Below are 18,869 nucleotides of genomic sequence, written 5' to 3'. Positions count from 1 at the left end.
AGGAGCAAGTCTCCGAGGCGCTAGAACCCATTTTTGAGGTAATTTCCTAATGGCTAAGAAAGTCACAGCTTATATCAAGCTGCAGGTTGCTGCTGGTGCAGCCAACCCGTCTCCTCCCGTTGGTCCTGCACTGGGTCAACACGGTGTGAACATCATGGAATTCTGTAAGGCGTTCAACGCTCGTACAGAGAAGCTGGAAAAAGGTTCACCGACTCCGGTCGTGATCACCGTTTACAGTGACCGTTCCTTCACCTTCGAAACCAAGACTCCGCCTGCTTCCTTCCTGCTGAAGAAAGCTGCTGGTATCAAGTCTGGTTCTGCCAAGCCGAACAAAGACAAGGTTGGTAAGGTGACCGTAGCCCAGCTGCAAGAAATCGCCAAGACCAAAGAACCGGATATGACCGGTGCCGATCTGGATGCAAAAGTACGTTGCATCGCAGGCTCCGCTCGTTCCATGGGTCTGGTAGTGGAGGATTAAGACAATGGCTAAACTTTCCAAGCGTATGCGCGTTATTCGCGAAAAAGTTGACGGTACCAAAGAGTACTCCATCAACGAAGCCATTGCCCTGCTGAAAGAACTGGCTACCGCCAAGTTCGTTGAAAGCGTTGACGTTGCTGTCAACCTGGGTATCGACGCTCGTAAATCTGACCAGAACGTACGTGGTGCTACTGTACTGCCGCACGGTACCGGTCGTGATGTACGCGTTGCCGTATTTACTCAAGGTGCCAACGCCGAAGCAGCTAAAGCTGCCGGTGCTGACCTGGTAGGTATGGATGACCTGGCCGATCTGGTTAAGAAAGGCGAGATGAACTTCGACGTCGTGATCGCATCCCCGGATGCCATGCGCGTTGTTGGTCAACTGGGTCAAATCCTGGGCCCGCGCGGCCTGATGCCGAACCCGAAAGTCGGTACTGTAACCCCTAACGTTGCTGAAGCGGTCAAGAACGCCAAAGCCGGTCAGGTTCGTTACCGTAACGACAAGAATGGTATCATCCATACCACTCTGGGTAAGGTTTCTTTCGACGAAGTTCAGCTGAAAGAAAACTTGGAAGCTCTGCTGGTTGCCCTGAAAAAAGGCAAACCCTCTTCCGCCAAAGGTATCTTCATCAAGAAAGTCAGCATCTCCACCACCATGGGTGCCGGTGTTGCCGTAGACCAAGCTTCTCTGGAAGCTCAGGCCTAATTGATGGGTTTTACAAGGCGCAAAATTTAATCTATAATTTTGCGCCTTGATTGGTTGGGGGTTTCGACCTCCGTCCAAGACCGCAGGAGGCTGAAAAGCCTTAATGTTTCCTGCGTAGACGGTGCCGGAAACCCAGCGAGAAAGTTTCTTTCTCTTCTGGAATCCTGCTACCGCATCGTTCCCCTCTGTTGTAAAGGTAGGGGGGATGTGTCTGTACTGGGTCAATAGACCCGGATTCAATCCAGGAGTTAAGCCAATGGCATTGGGACTCGAAGACAAAAAGGCAATTGTTGCTGAAGTCAACGAAGCTGCCAAAGGCGCTCTGTCTGCAGTTGTAGCCGATTCTCGCGGTGTGACTGTAGATAAGATGACCGTCCTGCGTAAAACCGCTCGCGAAGCTGGTGTGTACATGCGCGTTGTGCGTAACACCCTGCTGCGTCGTGCAGTTGAAGGTACCGAATTCGAGTGCCTGAACAACGCATTTACCGGTCCTACCTTGATTGCTTTCTCTAACGAACACCCGGGCGCTGCCGCTCGTCTGTTCAAAGAGTTTGCCAAAGCGAACCAAAAGTTCGAAATCAAGGCTGGCGCTTTTAACGGTGAGTTTATCGCCGCAGCACAAATTGATCGTCTGGCCACGCTGCCGACCTACGACGAAGCGATTGCGAAGTTGATGGCGACTATGAAAGAAGCCTCTGCTGGCAAGCTGGTTCGTACCATCGCTGCTGTGCGTGATCAGAAGCAAGCTGCTGCTTGATTCTCGCCTATCTAGGCTGTTTGAGTTTATTCAACATCAGGAATTTTTGTCATGTCTATCACTAAAGACCAAATCATCGAAGCCGTTGCTTCCATGTCTGTAATGGAAGTTGTTGAGCTGATCGAAGCTATGGAAGAGAAGTTCGGTGTTTCTGCCGCTGTTGCTGTTGCTGCCGGTCCGGCTGCTGAAGCAGTAGAAGAGAAAACCGAGTTCGACGTAGTTCTGACCGCTGCTGGCGCCAACAAAGTTGCCGTCATCAAAGCCGTTCGTGGCGCTACCGGTCTGGGCCTGAAAGAAGCCAAAGATCTGGTTGAAGCTGCCCCGGCTAACCTGAAAGAAGGCGTGTCCAAGGACGAAGCTGAAGCTCTGAAGAAGCAGCTTGAAGAAGCTGGTGCTTCTGTTGAGATCAAATAATCTGCATTTATGTAGATTAGCCTGATAAAACAGGCTAGGGCTGGTGAATATTTGTTCACCAGCCTTTTTGCGCTGTAGACTGAGAGCATTTCACACCGTTTACGACTCTCGGTGCACCAGCAATCCGGACTGTTTCCATTCGTCCGGGCCAACACAAAACGGTGTTGAGACAGAGCTGTCCTGCGGGACAGAGTGGGTCACTTATCAGCGAGCTGAGGAACCCTATGGTTTACTCTTATACCGAAAAAAAACGCATTCGTAAGGACTTCGGTAAGCGAGACCAGGTACTGGACACGCCTTATCTGTTGTCCATTCAGCTGGACTCCTTCAAGCAGTTCATCGAGGCTGACCCGGAAGGTGAATATGGCCTAGAGGCCGCTTTCCGTAGCGTTTTCCCGATCACCAGTTACTCCGGTAGTGCTGAGCTTCAGTATGTCAGCTATCGCCTGGGTGAGCCGGTATTTGACGTAAAAGAATGCCAGATCCGTGGAGTGACCTACTCCGCGCCGCTGCGTGTCAAGCTTCGTATGGTTCTGTACGATCGTGAAGCAGCTGCCGGCACCGTCAAAGACATCAAGGAACAAGAAGTATACATGGGCGAAATTCCGCTCATGACCGAGAACGGCACCTTTGTTATCAATGGTACCGAGCGGGTTATCGTCTCCCAGCTGCACCGCAGCCCGGGCGTCTTCTTCGACCACGATAAAGGCAAAACTCATTCATCCGGTAAGGTACTGTATAACGCTCGCGTTATCCCCTACCGTGGCTCCTGGCTGGACTTCGAGTTCGATGCAAAAGACAACCTGTTTGTCCGTATCGACCGTCGTCGCAAACTGCCAGCATCCATTATTCTGCGCGCTCTGGACTTCACTTCCGAACAGATCCTGGCCACCTTCTTCGAGACCATCGGTTTTGAAGTAAAAGATGGCAAGTTGATGATGGATCTGGTGCCGGAGCGTCTGCGTGGTGAAACTGCGACCTTTGACATCGTGGCCAATGGCGCCGTGGTGGTTGAGACCGGTCGTCGTGTGACTGCGCGTCACATCCGTCAGTTGGAAAAAGACGCCGTTACCCAGATTGAGGTACCGGTTGAGTATGTTGTTGGCAAAGTTGCTGCCAAGGACTACGCACATCCGCAAACTGGCGAGATGGTCGTGACCGCCAACCAGGCACTGAGCCTGGAAGCGATCGCCAACCTGTCCCAAGCCGGCTTCAAGCACTTCGAGGTTCTGTTCACCAACGAACTGGATCACGGTGCCTACATGTCCGAGACCCTGCGTGTCGACTCCAGCTCCAACCGTTTGGAAGCGCTGGTCGAGATCTATCGCATGATGCGTCCGGGCGAGCCGCCTACTCGCGAAGCTGCAGAACAGCTGTTCGAAAACCTGTTCTTCTCCGCCGAGCGTTACGACCTGTCTACCGTAGGTCGGATGAAGTTCAACCGCCGTCTGGGTCGTGAAGACGAGACTGGCGCTGGCGTACTGACCAAAGACGACATCGTTGAAGTCATGAAGCGCCTGATCGACATCCGTAACGGCAACGACGAAGTGGACGATATCGACCACCTGGGTAACCGTCGTATCCGTTCTGTCGGTGAAATGGCCGAGAACCAGTTCCGCGTCGGTCTGGTGCGTGTCGAGCGTGCGGTCAAGGAGCGTCTCTCCCTGGGCGACCTGGACACCCTGATGCCGCAGGATCTGATCAACGCCAAGCCGATCTCCGCCGCAGTCAAAGAGTTCTTTGGTTCCAGCCAGCTGTCCCAGTTTATGGACCAGAACAACCCGCTCTCCGAAGTGACCCACAAGCGTCGTATTTCCGCGCTGGGCCCGGGCGGTTTGACGCGTGAGCGTGCCGGCTTTGAAGTCCGAGACGTACACCCGACTCACTACGGTCGTCTGTGCCCTATCGAGACTCCTGAAGGTCCGAACATCGGTCTGATCAACTCTCTGTCCGTGTACTCTCGTACCAACGAGTACGGTTTCCTCGAGACCCCGTACCGTAAGGTCATTGACGGTGTGATCACCGACGAAGTGGACTACCTGTCTGCTATTGAAGAAGGCAAGTACGTGATCGCACAGGCTAACGCCGCGACCACCGAAGATGGCCGTCTGAAAGATGAATTGATCCCGTGCCGTCACAAAGGTGAATCCACCTTTATGAACGCCGACCAGATCCAGTATATGGACGTGAGCCCGCAGCAGATCGTATCTGTGGCAGCGGCTCTGATCCCGTTCCTGGAACACGATGACGCGAACCGCGCATTGATGGGTTCAAACATGCAACGTCAGGCTGTACCGACTCTGCGTGCTGACAAGCCGCTGGTAGGTACCGGTATGGAACGCGCTGTGGCCGTTGACTCCGGTGTAACCGTAGTGGCCAAGCGTGGCGGCGTAATCGACTATGTCGATGCCTCCCGTATCGTCCTGAAGGTCAATGAAGATGAGCTGATGCCAGGCGAAGCCGGTATCGACATCTACAACCTGACCAAATACACCCGTTCCAACCAGAACACCTGTATCAACCAGCGTCCTTGCGTGATGTTGGGTGAGCCGGTTATGGCTGGCGACGTACTGGCTGACGGCCCGTCCACCGATCTGGGTGAACTGGCGCTGGGTCAGAACATGCGCGTCGCGTTCATGCCGTGGAACGGTTACAACTTTGAAGACTCGATCCTGGTGAACGAGCGTGTTGTTCAGGAAGATCGCCTGACCACCATCCATATCCAGGAACTGGCCTGTATCTCCCGTGACACCAAGCTGGGTCCGGAAGAGATCACTGCTGACATCCCGAACGTGGGTGAAGCCGCTCTGTCCAAGCTGGACGAGTCCGGTATCGTCTACGTGGGTGCCGAAGTGAAGGGCGGCGACATTCTGGTCGGTAAGGTAACCCCGAAAGGTGAGACCCAGCTGACGCCGGAAGAGAAGCTGCTGCGCGCCATCTTCGGTGAGAAGGCCTCCGATGTGAAGGACTCCTCCCTGCGTGTACCGAACGGTGTGTACGGTACCGTGGTTGACGTGCAAGTCTTTACCCGCGATGGCGTGGAAAAAGACAAGCGTGCCAAAGAAATCGAAGAGATGCAGCTGAAGGAAGCGAAGAAGGACTTGACTGAAGAGTTCAAGATCCTGGAAGACGGCATTTTCGGCCGCTCCCGCAACCTGCTGCTGGCCGCCGGTTACAGCGAAGATCGTCTGAACAAGCTCGATCGCTCCAAGTGGTTTGAACTGGCCATCGAAGACGAAGGCAAGCAGACTGAACTGGAACAGATCGCTGAACAGCACGTTGAGCTGAAAGCCGAGTTCGACAAGAAATTCGAGAACAAGCGTCGCAAGATTATCCAGGGTGATGATCTGGCACCGGGCGTACTGAAAATCGTCAAGGTTTATCTGGCAGTCAAGCGTCGCATCCAGCCGGGTGACAAGATGGCGGGCCGTCACGGTAACAAGGGTGTTATCTCCAAGATCTGTCCGGTCGAGGATATGCCCCATGACGAGTTCGGCCGTCCGGTCGACATCGTACTGAACCCGTTGGGCGTACCATCCCGTATGAACATCGGTCAGATCCTCGAAGTGCACCTGGGCCTTGCAGCCAAGGGTATCGGCGAGAAGATCGATCGCATGGTCAAAGAGCAGCGCGAGCTGCACGAGATGCGCAACTTCCTGCAACAGGTCTATGACCTGGGCGAGAAGGACACCCAGCAAGTGAACATCGCCGAACTGTCTGACGACGACGTACGTATCCTGGTGGGTAACCTGCGTAAGGGTCTGCCGGTCGCTACTCCAGTGTTTGATGGTGCCAAAGAGCGCGAAATCAAAGCCCTGCTGAAGCTGGCCGATCTGCCGGAATCCGGTCAGATTGATCTGTTCGATGGCCGTACCGGTAACCGCTTCGAGCGTAAAGTAACCGTTGGTTACATGTACATGCTCAAGCTGAACCACTTGGTCGACGACAAGATGCACGCGCGTTCTACCGGTTCTTACAGCCTGGTTACCCAGCAGCCGCTGGGTGGTAAGGCTCAGTTCGGTGGTCAGCGTTTCGGTGAGATGGAAGTGTGGGCCCTGGAGGCTTACGGTGCGGCATATACCCTGCAGGAAATGCTGACCGTCAAGTCTGACGATGTGAATGGCCGTACCAAGATGTATAAGAACATCGTGGATGGCGACCACCGTATGGAGCCGGGCATGCCCGAATCCTTCAACGTATTGCTGAAGGAAATCCGCTCTCTGGGTATCAACATCGAGCTGGACGAAGAGTAAGAGCTCGCTCTTATTGTTCGAGAATTGACGTGGGCGCCCCGCTGTTTTGGCAGCCGGGGCGCCGAGGTTAGACTCCTGACAGGGGAAACACGTGAAAGACTTACTCAAGTTTTTGAAGGCTCAGACCAAGACCGAAGAGTTTGACAGTATCAAGATCGGTCTGGCCTCTCCTGACATGATCCGCTCCTGGTCATTCGGTGAGGTCAAAAAGCCTGAGACCATCAACTACCGGACTTTCAAGCCGGAACGTGATGGTCTGTTCTGCGCCCGCATCTTCGGACCGGTGAAGGACTACGAGTGTCTGTGCGGCAAGTACAAGCGCCTGAAACACCGTGGTGTGATCTGTGAGAAGTGCGGCGTTGAAGTGACCCAGACCAAGGTCCGTCGTGAGCGTATGGGCCACATCGAGCTGGCCAGCCCGACTGCCCACATCTGGTTCCTGAAGTCCCTGCCGTCCCGTATCGGTCTGCTGCTGGACATGACCCTGCGCGACATCGAGCGCGTGCTTTACTTCGAATCTTTCGTGGTAATCGAGCCGGGCATGACCAACCTCGAACGCAGCCAGATGCTCTCTGAAGAGCAGTACCTGGATGCGCTGGAAGAGTGGGGCGACGAATTTGACGCCAAGATGGGTGCCGAAGCAATCCTGGCATTGCTGCGCGCTATCGATCTGGAAGGTGAAGTCAAAACCATGCGCGAGGAGCTGGATCAAACCAACTCCGAGACCAAGCGCAAGAAGACCACCAAGCGTCTGAAGCTGATGGAAGCTTTCCTGCAGTCCGGCAACAAGCCGGAGTGGATGATCATGACAGTGCTGCCTGTGCTGCCGCCGGACCTGCGTCCGCTGGTACCGCTGGACGGCGGCCGTTTCGCGACTTCCGATCTGAACGATCTGTACCGTCGCGTGATCAACCGTAACAACCGCTTGAAGCGTCTGCTGGATCTGGCTGCTCCGGACATCATCGTGCGCAACGAAAAGCGTATGCTGCAAGAGTCCGTCGATGCGCTGCTGGATAACGGCCGTCGCGGTCGTGCCATCACCGGTTCCAACAAGCGCCCGCTGAAATCCCTGGCCGACATGATCAAGGGTAAGCAAGGTCGTTTCCGTCAAAACCTGCTGGGTAAACGTGTCGACTACTCTGGTCGTTCCGTTATCACCGTAGGCCCGACCCTGCGCCTGCATCAGTGCGGTCTGCCGAAGAAAATGGCGCTGGAACTGTTCAAGCCGTTCATCTATGGCAAGCTGGAAACCCGCGGTCTGGCGACCACTATCAAGGCCGCCAAGAAGATGGTGGAGCGCGAGGAAGCTGTCGTTTGGGATATCCTGGACGAAGTGATCCGCGAACACCCGGTGCTGCTGAACCGTGCACCGACCCTGCACCGTCTGGGTATCCAGGCATTCGAACCGACGCTGGTCGAAGGCAAGGCAATCCAGCTGCACCCGCTGGTTTGTGCTGCGTATAACGCGGACTTCGATGGTGACCAGATGGCGGTCCACGTACCGTTGACTCTGGAAGCCCAGCTGGAAGCGCGTGCGCTGATGATGTCTACCAACAACATCCTGTCGCCTGCCTCCGGTGAGCCGATCATCGTTCCTTCTCAGGACGTGGTCTTGGGTCTGTACTACATGACCCGTGCCCGTATCAACGCCAAAGGCGAAGGTATGGTGCTGGCCGGCCCGAAAGAAGCCGAGAAAGTATATCGCGCCGGTCTGGCCGATCTGCATGCTCGTGTGAAAGTACGCATTACCGAATACCTGCGTCAGGAAGACGGTTCTCTGCGTGAACACACCGAGATGAAGAACACCACCGTTGGTCGTGCGATCCTGAGCCTGATCCTGCCGAAAGGCATGGAATACGCCCTGATCGACGAGCCGAAGGTGCTGACTGCTGCAGAGCAGGCTGACCTGGATGCCAATCCGCAGAACTGGATCAAATCCGTATCCAACAAGGCGCTGGGCAAAAAGCTCATCTCCCGTCTGCTGAACACCTGCTATCGCAAGCAGGGCCTGAAGGATACCGTTATCTTCGCTGACCAGCTGATGTATACCGGTTTCCACTACGCGGCCCTGTCCGGTGCTTCCGTTGGTATCGATGACATGGTCATCCCGGATGCCAAGAAAGACATCATTGCGGCAGCCGAAGCCGAAGTTGCCGAGATCCAGGACCAGTTCCTGTCCGGTCTGGTGACTGCGGGCGAACGTTACAACAAGGTTATCGATATCTGGGCCAGCGCCAACGAGCGCGTCTCCAAGGCCATGATGGAGAACTTGTCCAAAGAGCGTAACGTTAACTCGCTGGGTGAAGAAGAAGAGCAGGCATCGTTCAACAGCATCTTTATGATGGCCGACTCTGGTGCGCGTGGTTCCGCCGCCCAGATCCGTCAGCTGGCCGGTATGCGTGGCCTGATGGCCAAGCCGGATGGCTCCATCATCGAGACGCCGATCGTCGCGAACTTCCGCGAAGGTCTGAACGTATTGCAGTACTTTATCTCCACTCACGGTGCTCGTAAGGGTCTGGCGGATACCGCACTGAAGACTGCGAACTCCGGTTACCTGACTCGTCGTCTGGTAGACGTGGCACAAGACATGGTGATCACCGAGGACGATTGCGGCACTACCGAAGGTCTGTGGATGACTCCGCTGATCGAAGGTGGCGACGTCGTCGAGCCGCTGCGTGAGCGCGTGCTGGGCCGTGTGGTTGCCGATGACGTGATCAAGCCGGGTACTGAAGATGAGGTGCTGGTAGCACGTAACACCCTGCTCGACGAGCAGCTGTGTGACCTGCTGGAGCAAAACTCGGTTGACCGCGTGAAGGTACGTTCTGCCATCACCTGTGAAACTGACTTCGGTAACTGTGCTCACTGCTACGGCCGTGATCTGGCCCGTGGTCATCTGGTTAACAAAGGTGAGGCTGTCGGTGTTATCGCCGCCCAGTCCATCGGTGAACCGGGTACCCAGCTGACGATGCGTACGTTCCACATCGGTGGTGCGGCATCCCGTGCTGCTGCCGAGAACAGCATCCAGGTCAAGAACACCGGTACCATCAAGCTGCAGAACGCCAAGTTCGTTCACAACAGCGATGACAAACTGGTTATCACCTCCCGTTCTACCGAACTGACCATCATGGACGACATGGGCCGTACCAAGGAAAGCCACAAGCTGCCTTACGGTTCCGTGCTGGAAGTGAAGGACGGCCAGGCCGTGAACGCTGGCGAGACCGTTGCCAACTGGGATCCGCACACCCACCCGATCATCACCGAAGTGGCAGGTCGCCTGCAGTTCGAACACATGATCGATGGCGTGACCATCACTCGTCAGACCGACGAGCTGACCGGTCTCTCTTCTATCGTCGTACTGGATGTCAACGAGCGTCCGAGTGCCGGTAAAGAGATGCGTCCGACCGTTAAACTGGTCGACCTGAACGGCAAAGACGTGATGATCCCGGGTACCGATGTAGCCGCCCAGTACTTCCTGCCGGGCAAGGCGATCGTGAACCTGGAAGATGGTGCCAACGTGGGTGTGGGTGACGCGGTAGCGCGTATCCCGCAAGAATCCGGCGGTACCAAGGACATCACCGGTGGTCTGCCGCGCGTTGCGGATCTGTTCGAAGCACGTCAACCGAAGGAACCGGCAATTCTGGCCGAGATCTCCGGTACCATCTCCTTCGGGAAAGAGACCAAGGGCAAACGCCGTCTGGTCATCACCCCGACCGATGGTGGCAACGTCTACGAAGAGATGATTCCGAAGTGGCGTAACCTGAACGTGTTCGAAGGTGAAAAAGTTGAGAAGGGTGAAGTGCTGGCGGACGGTCCTGAGTCTGCTCACGACATCCTGCGTCTGCGCGGTATCAGCCCGGTCGCCAACTACATCGCCAACGAAGTGCAAGACGTTTACCGTCTGCAAGGCGTTAAGATCAACGACAAGCACATCGAAGTCATCGTTCGTCAGATGCTGCGCAAGTGCGAGATCCTGAGCGCTGGCGATACCGATCTGATCGAAGGCGAACAGGTTGAAGTTGCTCGTGTGAAGATTGCCAACCGTAAGCTGGTTGCCGAGGGCAAGACCCCTGCGACCTTCCGTCATGTACTGATGGGGATTACCAAGGCATCTCTGAGCACCGAGTCCTTCATCTCTGCGGCTTCCTTCCAGGAAACCACTCGCGTTCTGACCGAAGCCGCTGTTGGTGGCAAGCGTGATGAACTGCGTGGTCTGAAAGAGAACGTCATCGTGGGTCGTCTGATCCCGGCTGGTACCGGCTTTGCCTACCACCATAGCCGGATCAACCAGCGTGCAGCCGCAGCTCGTGCTGTTGGTACCCCGCAGGTGACCGCTGATGAAGCTCAACAGAACCTGGCGGATCTGCTGAACGCAGCCGGTAGCTTCGACGAAGAGTAACTCGTCATCCGTGATTGAAAAGGGCTCCTTCAAGGAGCCCTTTTTGTTGGCCAATTCCTCGGCAAAGGTAGACGCCACGCGGGTTTCAGGATGATCCAGAGCAAAGTTGTAGAGTAAAAAATCAAAAAAAGTTGACTTTACTCCCCTGCAATTTAAAACTCGGGAAAGTTGAATGGTTATTACAGGGGTAGAACATGACTGTCGGTATCGAGGAAGCGATGCTTCCCGAAGAACAGCTGATCAGCCGCACTTTTACAGATGAAGACAGGGAATTGTTGCGCTCATACGATGGGCTCATCGATGGCTTGGCCGAGCTGTTCGGCAAGCATTGTGAAGTGGTCCTCCACTCCCTGGAAAATCTGCACGAGTCGGTGATCAAGATCGCCAACGGCTTCAATACCGGACGCACCCTCGGGGCGCCCATCACCGATCTCGCCCTGCGCATGCTCAAGGATATCGAGAGCACCGGCCAGGATTACACCCAGAGCTATTTTGCGCGCAGCCGCACCGGCGCTCTGATGAAGTCGAGCACCATTGCCATTCGCAACAGCGAGCGGCAAGTAGTGGGGCTTATCTGCATCAACCTGCACATCAACGCGCCTTTCCACGAGTTCGTGGCCGAATTTTTCCCGACGCCCCAGCAGGCGGCTCGTCAGTCACCAGAGACCTTCGCCAACAGTGTGGAAGAGCTGGTTGCCCAGACGGTGGATAACACCATCGACGAGATCAACCGCGATCCCACCGTGGCCAACAATGCCAAGAACCGCTTCATCGTGACCCAGCTGTTCGAGAAGGGCATTTTCGACATCAAGGATTCGATCAATCTGGTGGCGGACAAACTCAATATTTCAAAACATACCGTTTATCTTTACATCCGACAGCGCAAGCAGGGTGAAGACGAAAACGAGTAACTCATTCCAGAAGGGGATAGATGAATGGCTAAAGAAGTGATTGCAACCGACAAGGCGCCTGCCGCGATTGGTCCGTATGTTCAGGCTACTAAGGTTGGCGAGATGATCTTCACCTCCGGGCAGATCCCGCTCGATCCTGCCACCATGGAAATCGTGGCTGGCGGCATCGAAGAGCAGGCCGAACGGGTGATGAAGAATCTGGTTGCTGTGTTGCATGCTGCCGGTGCCGATGCCAGCAACGTGGTCAAAACCACCTGCTTCCTGAGCGACATGAACAACTTCGTTGCCTTCAACCAGGTCTATGCCCGCTACTTTGGTGATGCAGCGCCAGCCCGCTCCTGCGTGGAAGTGGCCCGTCTGCCGAAAGATGTGCTGGTCGAGGTTGAGGCGATTGCCCATCTCTGATCAACAGATCGCAGCAAGCCCCTCCTGGCAGGGGCTTTTTTGTTTTTGGCGTAAAATGGACCGGGTCAGCACAGGAGTCCTGCTATGAGTCTGAGTTTTGCCATCCTGGTCACGGGGCCCGCCTATGGCACCCAGTCGGCCAGCACAGCCTATCGCTTTGCCCGCACACTGTTGGCGCAGGGGCATACCTTGTCCCACCTGTTCTTCTATCAGGATGGGGTCTGCAACGGCAACGGTCTGCATCTACCTGCATCCGATGAGACCGACCTGGTGCGTCTGTGGCGAGAGCTGGCAGAAGAGCAGGGGATCCGTATCGACGTCTGCGTTGCCGCCGCCATGCGGCGCGGTGTGCTCGATGAGCAGGAGGCCAAGGGGGCAGGGCAGGTGCACTTCAATCTGCAAGCGCCATTTTGCCTGAGCGGTCTGGGCCAGTTGGCCGAGGCGGCACTTACTGCCGATCGGCTGGTTCAGTTCTAGGGGGAGTCATGAGCAAGAAAATCGCCTTTATCTGCAGTCGTGGCCCCCATGGCCATGCCGCCGGTCGGGAAGGGTTGGATGCCCTGCTGGCCACCTCGGCTATGACCGATGAGCTGGCCCTCTTCCTGATTGGGGACGGTGTGCTGCAACTGCTCAAGGAGCAGCAGCCGGCCGCCATTTTGCAGCGCCACTACGCGCCCACCTTCAAAATGCTGGAACTCTACGACATCGAAGAGGTCTATGTTTGTGCTGACTCGCTGGCAGAACGTGGCCTGACAGTGGATGATCTGCTGATCCCGGTCGAGAGTCTGCCGCGCCAGGAACTGGCTCGGCGCTGGGCACAATGTTCGACTCACATCAGCTTTTGAGGTCTCCATGTTGCATCTGATATTGAACTCCCCCTTTCAGAGTCAGGCTTTGGCACAGGCGCTCTCATACCTCCAGCCCGAGGATGAGCTGGTACTGATGCAGGATGCCGTGATAGCGGCATCGGCTCCCCAGTGGAGCGAGCAGTTGGCGGGTATCCCGCTTTATGTGATGCAGGAAGACCTGCAAGCTCGCGGTTTGCAGCATCGGGTGGGCAATGTGCTCGATATGGCGGGTCTGGTGGCACTGATTGCGCAAAAAGGTTCCCCGCGCACCTGGGGCGGTTGAGAAGCACATTTTCAAGAGAATTCAAGGTCGTGTCATGAAATTCAACGGATCCGAATTGCCCTTTTGTGACGCAAATTGTATAAATCTTGACTCCCCAGACAACAGGGCATAAAATTTCGCGTCCCCGTATCTGCGGGGAGGATTTTCCACACGTTTATGAAGTCATTATCAGGAGCCTTTTGATGGCAACTATTAACCAGTTGGTTCGCAAGCCACGCATCAAGCTCGTTGTGAAAAGCAACGTGCCGGCGCTGGAAGCGTGCCCTCAGAAGCGTGGCGTATGCACCCGTGTATATACCACCACCCCGAAGAAGCCTAACTCTGCACTGCGTAAAGTATGCCGTGTACGTCTGACCAACGGCTTCGAAGTCACCTCCTACATCGGTGGTGAAGGTCACAACCTGCAAGAGCACTCTGTTGTTCTGATCCGTGGCGGTCGTGTAAAAGATTTGCCAGGTGTTCGTTATCACACCGTTCGTGGTGCGTTGGACTGTGCCGGTGTTAAAGACCGTAAGCAGGCTCGCTCCAAGTATGGCGTGAAGCGTCCTAAAGCTTAATGGTTCTCCGTTAAGTAAGGCCAAACGTTAATTCGTTTCTAGTTAGATAGCTTTCTAGTTTTGGGTAATCCCTGAAGTTACGGAGAATTTGAAATGCCAAGACGTCGTGTTGTTGGTCAGCGTAAAATCCTGCCAGATCCCAAGTTCGGATCAGAGCTGCTGGCTAAATTTGTCAACGTAGTAATGGTTGACGGTAAGAAATCTGTTGCAGAAGCCATCGTTTATGGCGCCCTGGACATCATTGCCACCAAATCTGGCAAAGAGCACCTGGCCCTGTTCGAAGTCGCTCTGGATAACATTCGTCCGGCGGTCGAGGTTAAATCTCGTCGCGTCGGTGGTGCAACCTATCAGGTGCCGGTAGAAGTTCGTCCGGTACGTCGCAATGCCCTGGCAATGCGCTGGTTGGTTGATGCCGCTCGTAAACGTGGTGAAAAATCAATGGCTCAGCGTCTGGCTGGCGAGCTGCTGGATGCCGCTGACAATAAGGGTTCGTCTGTCAAGAAACGTGAAGACGTTCACCGTATGGCTGAAGCGAACAAAGCCTTCGCTCACTTCCGCTGGTAATCCGCTTGCGCAGGGTCTTTTGGCTCTGCGCACCTTTAATTATCTAGGGACAAGCGCCTTAGTAAGAGGATGACAATGGCTCGTACAACCCCCATTGAGCGTTATCGTAACATCGGTATCTCCGCTCACATTGACGCCGGTAAGACTACTACTACCGAGCGCGTACTGTTTTATACCGGTGTAAGTCACAAGATCGGTGAAGTTCACGATGGCGCTGCCACCATGGACTGGATGGAACAGGAACAAGAGCGTGGTATTACCATCACCTCCGCCGCGACCACCGCTTTCTGGTCCGGTATGGGTAAACAGTTCCAACCGCACCGTATCAACATCATCGATACCCCGGGCCACGTTGACTTTACTATCGAAGTAGAGCGTTCAATGCGTGTTCTGGACGGTGCCGTGATGGTGTACTGTGCCGTAGGTGGCGTACAGCCACAGTCTGAAACCGTATGGCGTCAGGCTAACAAGTACAAGGTTCCCCGTATCGCGTTCGTCAACAAGATGGACCGTACCGGTGCTAACTTCCTGCGCTGCGTTGAGCACATCAAGACCCGTCTGAAAGGCGTTCCGGTTCCCCTTCAGCTGAACATCGGCGCCGAAGAGAACTTCAAGGGCGTTGTTGACCTGGTCAAGATGAAAGCCATCAACTGGAGCGAAGCTGACCAGGGCGTATCCTTCGATTACGAAGACGTCCCGGCTGAGCTGCTGGAACAGGCGCAAGAAATGCGCATGAATCTGGTTGAAGCCGCTGCTGAAGCGTCTGAAGACCTGATGGAAAAATACCTGGGCGGCGAAGAGCTGACCGAGGAAGAGATCAAGAAAGCTCTGCGTCAGCGTGTGCTGAACAACGAAATCATCCTGGTAACCTGTGGCTCCGCGTTCAAGAACAAGGGCGTACAGGCAATGCTGGATGCCGTTGTTGACTATCTGCCGGCTCCGACCGACGTAGCTGCTATCGACGGCCTGAAAATGGACGGCGAGACCAAAGACGAGCGTCACGCTTCTGATGACGAGCCGTTCTCTGCTCTGGCGTTCAAGATCGCTACCGACCCGTTCGTTGGTAACCTGACCTTCTTCCGCGTCTACTCCGGTGTTGTTAACTCCGGTGACACCGTGCTGAACTCCGTCAAGGACAAGCGCGAGCGTTTTGGCCGTATCGTTCAGATGCACGCCAACAAGCGCGAAGAGATCAAAGAAGTACGCGCTGGTGACATCGCTGCTGCTATCGGTCTGAAAGACGTGACCACTGGTGACACCCTGTGTGACCAGAACGCACCGATCATCCTCGAGCGTATGGAATTCCCGGAGCCGGTAATTTCTATCGCGGTTGAGCCGAAAACCAAGGCTGACCAAGAGAAGATGGGTCTGGCACTGGGCCGTCTGGCTCAGGAAGATCCGTCCTTCCGCGTATGGACTGACGAAGAGTCAGGTCAAACCATCATCGCCGGTATGGGTGAGCTGCACCTGGATATCATCGTTGACCGTATGCGTCGCGAGTTCAAGGTTGAAGCGAACGTAGGTAAGCCGCAGGTTGCCTACCGTGAAACCATTCGTAACACCGTCAAGGATATCGAAGGTAAGCACGCCAAGCAGTCTGGTGGTCGTGGTCAGTACGGTCACGTTGTGATCGACATGTACCCGCTGGAAGAAGGCAAAGCCTACGAATTCGTCAACGACATCAAAGGTGGTGTCATTCCTGGTGAATTCATCCCGGGTGTTGATAAAGGTATCCGCGAGCAGCTCAAATCTGGTCCGCTGGCTGGTTACCCGGTTATGGATCTGGGTGTGCGTCTGCACTTCGGTTCTTACCACGATGTCGACTCTTCCGAACTGGCGTTCAAAATCGCTGCTTCCATGGCCTTTAAGGCTGGCTTCATGAAAGCCAACCCGGTTCTGCTTGAACCGATCATGAAAGTAGAAGTTGAAACTCCGGAAGATTACATGGGCGACGTTATCGGTGACCTGAACCGTCGTCGTGGCCTGATCGAAGGTATGGAAGATGGCCCGTCCGGCAAGATCGTACGTGCTCTGGTGCCGCTGGCCGAAATGTTCGGTTATGCAACTGCACTGCGTTCCGCTACCCAAGGTCGTGCTTCCTACGCCATGGAATTCGCCAAGTATCACGATGCACCGACCAACGTTGCACAAGCCGTGATCGAAGAGCGCAAATCCAAGTAATTTAAGATTCCCCGCCTACGACGGTAGGCGGGTTTAACCTAGAAGGACTACGTCGTGTCTAAAGAAAAATTTGAGCGTAACAAACCGCACGTAAACGTCGGCACCATCGGCCACGTTGACCACGGTAAAACCACCCTGACTGCAGCTATCACCAACGTGCTGGCCAAGCACTTCGGTGGTAAAGCTTTCGCCTTCGACCAGATCGACAAGGCACCGGAAGAGCGTGAGCGTGGTATCACCATCAACACCTCCCACGTAGAATACGACACCGCTACCCGTCACTACGCACACGTAGATTGCCCGGGTCACGCCGACTACGTTAAAAACATGATCACCGGTGCTGCCCAGATGGACGGCGCGATCCTGGTAGTAGCAGCGACTGACGGCCCGATGCCGCAGACTCGTGAGCACATCCTGCTGGGTCGTCAGGTTGGTATCCCGTACATGATCGTGTTCATGAACAAGTGTGACATGGTTGATGACGAAGAGCTGCTCGAACTGGTTGAGATGGAAGTTCGTGAACTGCTGACCGAATATGACTTCCCGGGTGATGACCTGCCGGTAGTTCGTGGTTCCGCGCTGAAAGCGCTGGAAGGCGATGCTGCATGGGAAGAGAAGATCATCGAGCTGGCTCACCACCTGGATACCTACATCCCGGAGCCGGAGCGCGCAATTGACCTGCCGTTCCTGATGCCTATCGAAGACGTATTCTCTATCGCTGGCCGTGGTACCGTAGTTACCGGTCGTGTAGAGCGCGGTATCGTTAAAGTGGGTGAGACTGTAGAAATCGTTGGTATCAAAGATACCGTTTCTACCACCTGTACCGGTGTTGAAATGTTCCGCAAACTGCTGGACGAAGGTCGTGCAGGCGAGAACATCGGCGCACTGCTGCGTGGCGTGAAGCGTGAAGACGTAGAGCGTGGTCAGGTCCTGGCCAAGCCGGGTTCAATCAAGCCGCACACCAAGTTTGAATCTGAAGTGTACGTCCTGTCCAAAGAAGAAGGTGGTCGTCATACCCCGTTCTTCAAAGGCTACCGTCCGCAGTTCTACTTCCGTACTACCGACGTGACCGGTACCATCGAGCTGCCGGAAGGCGTTGAAATGGTAATGCCAGGCGACAACATCAAAATGGTTGTTACCCTGATTGCGCCGATCGCAATGGACGACGGCCTGCGTTTCGCTATCCGTGAAGGTGGCCGTACCGTAGGTGCTGGTGTTGTAGCTAGCGTAATCGCCTAATCGATTCGTTATATACAAACATGAAAAGGGGTGGCTTCGGCCACCCCTTTTATTTTTGGGGCTATTTATGCCCTGTGAGATACTGGGCGAAACCATTGATAGAGGTAGTTTCCGTGAGCAAAGCCGCCATTTTTCTGGATCGTGACGGTGTCATCAATGAAGACACTGGTTATGTGAGTCAGGTCGATGATTTCCATTTTCTGCCTGGGGTGATCGACGCCCTGCAGCTGTTAAAGAAGAAAGGGTATCTGTTGGTTGTCGTCACCAACCAGTCCGGAATCGCCCGCGGTTACTTCAGTGAAGATGACTTTATGAATCTGACAGAATGGATGGATTGGTCACTGGCGGATCGGGATGTGGATCTCGATGGCATCTACTTCTGCCCCCATCACCCGGATCACGGAGCCCCCTGTGACTGCCGCAAACCGGAACCCGGCATGCTGCTGTTGGCACAACAAGAGCTGGGGATCGACATGAGCCGTTCCTATATGGTGGGTGACAAGCCTTCTGATCTGAAAGCGGCCGCCAATGCTAAAGTCGGGCATAAAGTGTTGGTCAAAACGGGCAAACCGGTGACCGATGCCGGTATCGCATTGGCTGATGCCACCTATGACAACCTGCATGATTTCGCCATTTCAGTGCCCGTTGCGGGCTGATTTTGTTCGCTTAACATGCGTATCGGTGGCTTTGTGAGCGAACGAGCGATGAAAGCCATCTTTTTGCAATTATCTGCTTGCCAGAAAGATTCAGCTCCCTATAATGCGCCTCCATCGACAGGGCAAGCGGAAACGCAAAGCCTGAGTCGATAACCTCGAAAAGCCTTTGAAAATAAGGCTTGACTCGAGAAGGCGGTTGAGTAGAATTCCACTCCCGCAGC

At 54.9% G+C, this 18,869-nt stretch carries 17 protein-coding genes; 16 read left to right on the top strand and 1 reads right to left on the bottom strand.

The window, feature by feature from the left end:
• The first annotated feature begins 49 nt into the window (after window positions 1-49).
• The 16 genes from rplK to gmhB all read left to right on the top strand — a co-directional run bounded on the left by rplK (window position 50) and on the right by gmhB (window position 18,648).
• Window positions 50-478 carry a 50S ribosomal protein L11 gene (gene rplK, locus OKC40_RS00085; protein ID WP_026456244.1) on the top strand — a complete coding sequence of 143 codons (429 nt, stop codon included), beginning with the start codon at window positions 50-52 and terminating at the stop codon, window positions 476-478.
• 4 nt (window positions 479-482) lie between these two features.
• Entirely contained in the window at window positions 483-1,184 is a 702-nt protein-coding gene (gene rplA, locus OKC40_RS00080; protein ID WP_042058253.1) for a 50S ribosomal protein L1, read from the top strand.
• A gap of 256 nt (window positions 1,185-1,440) precedes the next feature.
• Window positions 1,441-1,941, top strand: a complete 501-nt coding sequence (gene rplJ / locus OKC40_RS00075) for a 50S ribosomal protein L10 (protein WP_033135317.1) — start codon at window positions 1,441-1,443, stop codon at window positions 1,939-1,941.
• Between the two features lie 51 nt (window positions 1,942-1,992).
• On the top strand, window positions 1,993-2,355 hold the full coding sequence (gene rplL / locus OKC40_RS00070) for a 50S ribosomal protein L7/L12 (protein WP_033135318.1): 363 nt from the start codon (window positions 1,993-1,995) through the stop codon (window positions 2,353-2,355).
• Window positions 2,356-2,579: 224 nt separating this feature from the next.
• Window positions 2,580-6,608 carry a DNA-directed RNA polymerase subunit beta gene (gene rpoB / locus OKC40_RS00065; RefSeq protein ID WP_075112886.1) on the top strand — a complete coding sequence of 1,343 codons (4,029 nt, stop codon included), beginning with the start codon at window positions 2,580-2,582 and terminating at the stop codon, window positions 6,606-6,608.
• A 91-nt stretch (window positions 6,609-6,699) separates the two neighbouring features.
• A complete protein-coding gene (rpoC, locus tag OKC40_RS00060) occupies window positions 6,700-11,004 on the top strand; it encodes a DNA-directed RNA polymerase subunit beta' (RefSeq protein WP_042058256.1) in 4,305 nt (1,434 codons plus the stop codon).
• A gap of 194 nt (window positions 11,005-11,198) precedes the next feature.
• Window positions 11,199-11,915: a helix-turn-helix transcriptional regulator gene (locus OKC40_RS00055; RefSeq protein WP_005339902.1), complete on the top strand. Its 717-nt coding sequence runs from the start codon at window positions 11,199-11,201 to the stop codon at window positions 11,913-11,915.
• 24 nt (window positions 11,916-11,939) lie between these two features.
• Window positions 11,940-12,320, top strand: a complete 381-nt coding sequence (locus OKC40_RS00050) for a RidA family protein (protein ID WP_042019309.1) — start codon at window positions 11,940-11,942, stop codon at window positions 12,318-12,320.
• A gap of 84 nt (window positions 12,321-12,404) precedes the next feature.
• Window positions 12,405-12,797 carry a sulfurtransferase complex subunit TusD gene (tusD, locus tag OKC40_RS00045; protein ID WP_021229315.1) on the top strand — a complete coding sequence of 131 codons (393 nt, stop codon included), beginning with the start codon at window positions 12,405-12,407 and terminating at the stop codon, window positions 12,795-12,797.
• A gap of 8 nt (window positions 12,798-12,805) precedes the next feature.
• Window positions 12,806-13,165, top strand: coding sequence for a sulfurtransferase complex subunit TusC (tusC, locus tag OKC40_RS00040; protein ID WP_042058261.1), 360 nt, complete (start codon window positions 12,806-12,808; stop codon window positions 13,163-13,165).
• Window positions 13,166-13,172: 7 nt separating this feature from the next.
• Window positions 13,173-13,451 (top strand): sulfurtransferase complex subunit TusB, encoded by a 279-nt coding sequence (tusB, locus tag OKC40_RS00035; protein ID WP_270793781.1) that lies wholly within the window; start codon window positions 13,173-13,175, stop codon window positions 13,449-13,451.
• Window positions 13,452-13,633: 182 nt separating this feature from the next.
• Window positions 13,634-14,008, top strand: coding sequence for a 30S ribosomal protein S12 (gene rpsL / locus OKC40_RS00030; protein ID WP_005306278.1), 375 nt, complete (start codon window positions 13,634-13,636; stop codon window positions 14,006-14,008).
• 93 nt (window positions 14,009-14,101) lie between these two features.
• Window positions 14,102-14,572: a 30S ribosomal protein S7 gene (rpsG, locus tag OKC40_RS00025; RefSeq protein WP_010675949.1), complete on the top strand. Its 471-nt coding sequence runs from the start codon at window positions 14,102-14,104 to the stop codon at window positions 14,570-14,572.
• A 75-nt stretch (window positions 14,573-14,647) separates the two neighbouring features.
• A complete protein-coding gene (gene fusA, locus OKC40_RS00020; protein WP_042058265.1) occupies window positions 14,648-16,753 on the top strand; it encodes an elongation factor G in 2,106 nt (701 codons plus the stop codon).
• A 54-nt stretch (window positions 16,754-16,807) separates the two neighbouring features.
• Window positions 16,808-17,992, top strand: a complete 1,185-nt coding sequence (gene tuf, locus OKC40_RS00015) for an elongation factor Tu (RefSeq protein ID WP_042657281.1) — start codon at window positions 16,808-16,810, stop codon at window positions 17,990-17,992.
• A gap of 113 nt (window positions 17,993-18,105) precedes the next feature.
• Entirely contained in the window at window positions 18,106-18,648 is a 543-nt protein-coding gene (gene gmhB, locus OKC40_RS00010; RefSeq protein WP_234604637.1) for a D-glycero-beta-D-manno-heptose 1,7-bisphosphate 7-phosphatase, read from the top strand.
• A 10-nt stretch (window positions 18,649-18,658) separates the two neighbouring features.
• Here gmhB and OKC40_RS00005 read toward each other — a convergent pair.
• Window positions 18,659-18,869 (bottom strand): hypothetical protein (locus tag OKC40_RS00005; RefSeq protein WP_270793780.1); only part of this gene is annotated, 211 nt, incomplete at its 5' end.

Source organism: Aeromonas sp. QDB11, from assembly GCF_027705265.1.
GTDB lineage: Bacteria > Pseudomonadota > Gammaproteobacteria > Enterobacterales > Aeromonadaceae > Aeromonas > Aeromonas allosaccharophila.
This window is presented reverse-complemented; position numbering and strand designations above follow the sequence as displayed.